This is a genomic window from Kineococcus haloalkalitolerans (genome assembly GCF_050871905.1).
GTDB lineage: Bacteria > Actinomycetota > Actinomycetes > Actinomycetales > Kineococcaceae > Kineococcus.
On the sequence record NZ_JBJLSH010000090.1, the window covers coordinates 1 to 5,026 of the forward strand.

Genomic DNA, 5,026 nt, shown 5'->3' on the forward strand with positions numbered 1-5,026 from the left:
GGCCGCGGGCGGAGGGCGGCCCCCCCCCCCGCCCCCCGCCCGCGCCCCCCCCCCCCCCCCCCCCCCCCCCCCCCCCCCCCCCCCCCCCCCCCCCCCCCCCGCGGTGGTGGACCGGAGGGTCAGGGGACCGTCCAGCCGGCGGCCCGGAACAGCTCGTACCACTCCGCGCGGGTCAGCGGCAGGTCCGAGCCCTGCGCGGCGGCGGCCACCCGCTCGGGGTTCGTCGTGCCGAGCACGACCTGCATCCCGGCGGGGTGCCGGGTGATCCACGCGGTGGCGACCGCCAGCGGCGGCACGGAGTACTGCTCCGCGAGCCGGGTGATCACCGCGTTGAGCTCGGGGTACTCCGGGTTGTCGAGGAACACCCCGGTGAAGAACCCGGCCTGGAACGGCGACCACGCCTGCACGGTGATGTCGTGCAGGCGGCAGTGGTCCAGGGTCCCGTTGTCGCGCGAGACCGACTGGTCCAGGGCCTGCATGTTCGAGGCGACGCCCTGCGCCACCAGCGACGCGTGCGTGATCGACAGCTGCAGCTGGTTGGCCACGAGCGGCTGGCGCACGGAGCGCTTGAGCAGCTCGATCTGCCCGGGGGTGTGGTTGGACACCCCGAACGCGCGCACCTTGCCCGCGGCCTCGAGCTCATCGAAGGCGCGGGCCACCTCGTCGGGCTCGACGAGGGCGTCGGGGCGGTGCAGCAGCAGGACGTCGATCCGGTCGGTGCCCAGCGCCTCCAGCGACCCGTCGACCGACTCGACGATGTGCTCGTACGAGAAGTCGAAGTAGGGGCCGTCGGGGACGATGCCGCACTTGGTCTGGACCGTCACGGCGTCGCGCTCGGACGACGTCATCGGGACCGCGTCGCGCCAGCGCCGCTCGCAGGCGTGCAGGTCGCGGCCGTAGACGTCGGCGTGGTCGACGAACGTGATGCCGGCGTCGCGGGCGGTGGCCCACAGCTCGCGGACCTGCTCGTCGCTCATGTCGACGATCCGCATGAGCCCGAGGACGACGTTGGGCACCTGCAGGCCGGTGGTGCCCAGGGGGACGGTGCGCACGCTCACGCCTCCGACAGGGCGGCGACCTCGTCCGCGCTCAGGCGCAGCTCGGCCGCGCGGGCGGAGTCGGTGATGCTCTGCGGGCGCGAGGACCCCGGGATCGGCAGGACGACGGGGGCCAGGGCCAGCTCCCACGCCAGGGCGACCTGCTGGACGCTGACGCCGTGCTCGTCGGCGACGCGCTGGAAGGCGGCGTGCCGGCTGCCCAGCTCGGCGGCGTTGGAGATCCCGCCCAGCGGGCTCCACGGCAGGAACGCGACGCCGAGGCGGGCGCAGTGCTCCAGCTCGCCCTGGCTGGAGCGGAACGCCGGGGAGAACTGGTTCTGCACGGAGACCAGGCGGCCGCCGAGGACCTCGTTGGCCTCGTCGATCTGGGAGACGTCGGCGTTGGAGATGCCGGCCATCTGGATGACGCCCTCGTCGAGCAGGTCGCGCAGGGCGCCCACGGACTCGGCGTAGGGGACGTCGGGGTCGGGACGGTGGAACTGGTAGAGGCCGATCGCCTCCACGCCCATCCGCTGCGCGGAGGCCTTCGCGGCCTCCTTCAGGTACTCGGGGCGGCCGTTCTTCGTCCAGGACCCGTCGCCGGGGCGCAGGTGCCCGCCCTTGGTGGCGATGAGCACCTGCGAGGAGTCCCCGCCCCAGCTGCGCACGGCGCGGGCGATGAGCTCCTCGTTGTGGCCGACCTCGCCGGCGTCGCGGTGGTAGGCGTCCGCGGTGTCGATGAGGGTGACGCCGGCCTCCAGCGCGGCGTGGATCGTGGCGATCGAGCGGTCCTCGTCGGGACGGCCCTCGATGGACATGGGCATCCCGCCGAGGCCGATGGCCGAGACCGTGCGGGTGCCGAGGCTGCGCTGCTCCATGGTGTCGACGCTAGGGACACCCGTCTCACAAGTCCAACGACTGGGACTCATCGCTGGCAGAAGTACAGTCGATGGATGGACCTGCGGCAGATGCAGTACGTCGTCACCCTCGCCGACGAGCGGCAGTTCACCCGCGCCGCCGCCCTCACGGGCGTCTCCCAGTCGGGGCTGTCCGCGGCGATCCGGAGCCTGGAGGACGAGCTCGGCACGCCCCTGTTCGACCGCACCTCCCGGCGGGTGGAGCCCACCGACGCCGGCCGGGCCCTGCTGCCGCACGCCCGCTCCCTGCTGGAGCAGGCCGCCGCCGCCCGCGACGCCGTCGTGCGCGCCACCCGGCAGGTGTCCGGCACCCTGCGGGTGGGCGCCGAGCAGTGCCTGGGCCTGGTCGACGTGTCGGGCCTGCTGGAGCGCTTCCACCGCCGCCACCCGCAGGTGGAGGTCCGCTTCGACCAGGCCGGCTCGCACGACCTGCTGGACCGGCTGCGCGCCGGGGAGCTGGACGTGGCGTTCGTGGCGACGACCGACCACCTCGGCGGGCTGCCGCAGACGGTCCTGGGCAGCGAGCCGCTGGTCATGCTGTGCCACCCCCGGCACCCGTTGGCCGCCCGCACCGCCGTCGGCTGGGACGACCTGGACGGCACCGACGCCGTCGACTTCTCCACCGCCTGGGGCGTGCGCCCCCTCAACGACGCCGCGTTCGCCGCGCGCGGGGTGCGCCGTCGCGTCCGCTTCTCCGTCGGCGACGTGCACACGCTGCTCGACCTCGTCGGGCGCGGCCTGGGCACGGCCGTCGTCCCCCGGCACGTGGCCGCCAAGCCGCAGGCGGCGCGGCTGCGCGCGCTGGCCCTGCCGGCGGACGCCCCGGAGTGGGTCGTCTCGGCCGTCAGCGGCCACCGCGGCTCGCCGGTGGCGCCGCACCTGCTGGAGCTGGTGCCGGCGCTGAGCGCGTGAGGGGCGCGGGACCGGTCACATCAGCCCGTCGGTGCGCCGCGCCGGCGCCGGCGGCGGCAGCAGCGCCGTGACGACGACCCCGACCGAGCCGGGGAGGTCGGCCGGCAGGTCGACCTCCAGGGCCTCACCCGTGCGGCGCGCGGTCGCGGGGCCGGGGACCCCGAGGACGCGGACGTCCTCCAGCTCCCCCTCGACCAGCCCGGCGTCGCGGCCCCACGAGCGGATGCGCGCGACCCCGTCGCGCGGGCGGTCCAGCAGCGTCGCGTACAGCCGCGTCCCGCTCTCGTCGACGTTCTCGCGGGTGGTGAACCGGACGTCGGCGCTGGTCCACTCGCGCGCCTCGGCGTCGACGAAGGAGCCCGAGGGCAGCCGGGTCGGCCCCTCGCCGGCGACCACCCAGGGCCGGGTGCCGTAGACGGCCTCGCCGTTGAGAGTCAGCCAGTCCCCCACCCCGGCGAGCAGCTCCACCTCGGCCGGGTCGATGGTGCCGTCGGCCTTCGGGCCGACGTTGAGCAGCAGCACGCCGTTCTTGGACACGACGTCGACCAGCTCGGTGACCAGCTCGGCCACGCTCTTGTAGCGGTGGTCCTCGACCCACGACCACGAGGTGCGCCCGACCGAGGTGTCGTTCTGCCAGACGCGGGGCTGGATCCCGGGCACGGCACCGCGCTCGACGTCGAGGACGGCGCTGCCCTCGGGGAAGGCGCCCCACTTGTGGTTCAGGACCACCCCGCGGCCCCAGCGCGCGGCCTCGTTGTAGTAGTAGGCGGCCAGCAGCCGCAGGTAGGGCTCGAACGCCGGCTGCTCGATCCACCAGTCGAACCACAGCACCTGCGGGCGGTACCGGTCGACCACCTCGACGGTGCGCAGCAGCCAGTCCTCGAGGAACTCCTCGTTCGGGGCGGTCTCCTGGCGCATGGCCGGGCCGTAGAAGTCGGCGAACGCGGGGTCGCGCACGTCGGAGTCGAAGGCGGTGCCGCCGTTCATGAACCACCAGTGCTCGGCGCGGTGCGAGGACGCCCCCAGCACCATGCCCGCGCGGCGCACCGCCGTGCCCAGCTCGCCGAGCACGTCGCGGTGCGGGCCCATCGCCGTGGACTTCCAGCGCGAGCGGTCGGTGTCGTACATGGCGAAGCCGTCGTGGTGCTCGGCCACCGGCACGACGAACTGCGCCCCGGCCCGGCGGAAGACCGCGGCCCACTCGTCGGGGTCGAAGCGGGCGGCGTCGAAGCGCTCGACGAAGTCCTTGTAGCCGAACTCCGAGTGCGGGCCGTGGACGGTGCGGTGGTGCTCGTGCTCGGGCCTGCCCTGCACGTACATGTTGCGCGCGTACCACTCGTTGCCGAAGGCCGGGACGGAGTACACGCCCCAGTGGATGAAGATCCCGAACTTGGCGTCGGCGTACCAGCGCGGGACCTCGCAGCCGCGCAGGGAGGACCACTCGGGCCGGAAGGGCCCCGCGGAGGCCACCGCCCGCACCCGCTCCAGCTCCGCGTCGTCGCGCCCGACCCCGCCGCCCAGCCCGTCCGCACCGCTCGCCACGCGCTCCCCGCCTCCTCGCCGACGCACGGACGGGCGACCTCCGCGGGTTCGCGGGGTGGCGGCGTCCCTGCCGCCGCCACCGTAGGCGAAACGATTCGCACCGCGCAACGGGCCGGCCGGACGCCGGGCGGCGGACCGGGCCCCCGGGCGGCGCGCGGGCCGTTGTCGCGAAGTCCTTGACAGGTCCGGGGAGCGCTCCCACTATATCGATATGCGCCGGGGCGACCCGGTCCACCGATGGAGGTGGCCCTCGCCGGCGCGACGACCCGACGCCTGACCCCGCACCGCTCCCCCCTGGTGAGCGGCGCTGCTCACCACCCCTGCGACCCTGCGAGGACCGCGTGCTCACCGACGACGACCGAGCCACCGCAGACCGGACCACCGCGTCCGCGCCGGTCACCCCGACCTCCCGCGCGGAGCCGAGCCGGGACGGCGACCGCTCCCCCGCCGCCGCCCGCGCGGTGCAGACCGTGCTGGACGTGGACCTGCCGGGCCCGAGGATCAGCCGGCACCTGTACGGGCACTTCGCCGAGCACCTGGGCCGCTGCATCTACGGCGGCTTCTGGGTGGGTGAGGACTCGGCCATCCCCAACGAGGGCGGGATCCGCTCGGACGTGG

At 74.9% G+C, this 5,026-nt stretch carries 4 protein-coding genes and 1 pseudogene; 2 read left to right on the forward strand and 3 right to left on the reverse strand.

Going from position 1 to position 5,026, the window contains the following annotated elements; genetic code table 11:
* Positions 1–119: 119 nt before the first annotated feature.
* Entirely contained in the window at positions 120–1,052 is a 933-nt protein-coding gene (locus tag ACRYMY_RS19435) for an aldo/keto reductase (protein WP_432548861.1), read from the reverse strand.
* A 2-nt stretch (positions 1,053–1,054) separates the two neighbouring features.
* Positions 1,055–1,915: an aldo/keto reductase gene (locus ACRYMY_RS19440; RefSeq protein ID WP_432548862.1), complete on the reverse strand. Its 861-nt coding sequence runs from the start codon at positions 1,913–1,915 to the stop codon at positions 1,055–1,057.
* 75 nt (positions 1,916–1,990) lie between these two features.
* On the opposite strand from ACRYMY_RS19440, the gene ACRYMY_RS19445 reads away from it, so the two are divergent.
* A complete protein-coding gene (locus ACRYMY_RS19445) occupies positions 1,991–2,866 on the forward strand; it encodes a LysR family transcriptional regulator (protein WP_432548863.1) in 876 nt (291 codons plus the stop codon).
* A gap of 15 nt (positions 2,867–2,881) precedes the next feature.
* Here the strand turns inward: ACRYMY_RS19445 and ACRYMY_RS19450 are convergent, their stop codons facing one another.
* On the reverse strand, positions 2,882–4,408 hold the full coding sequence (locus ACRYMY_RS19450) for an alpha-L-fucosidase (RefSeq protein WP_432548864.1): 1,527 nt from the start codon (positions 4,406–4,408) through the stop codon (positions 2,882–2,884).
* Between the two features lie 341 nt (positions 4,409–4,749).
* On the opposite strand from ACRYMY_RS19450, the pseudogene ACRYMY_RS19455 reads away from it, so the two are divergent.
* Positions 4,750–5,026: pseudogene (locus ACRYMY_RS19455) on the forward strand (alpha-N-arabinofuranosidase); the annotation flags it as partial.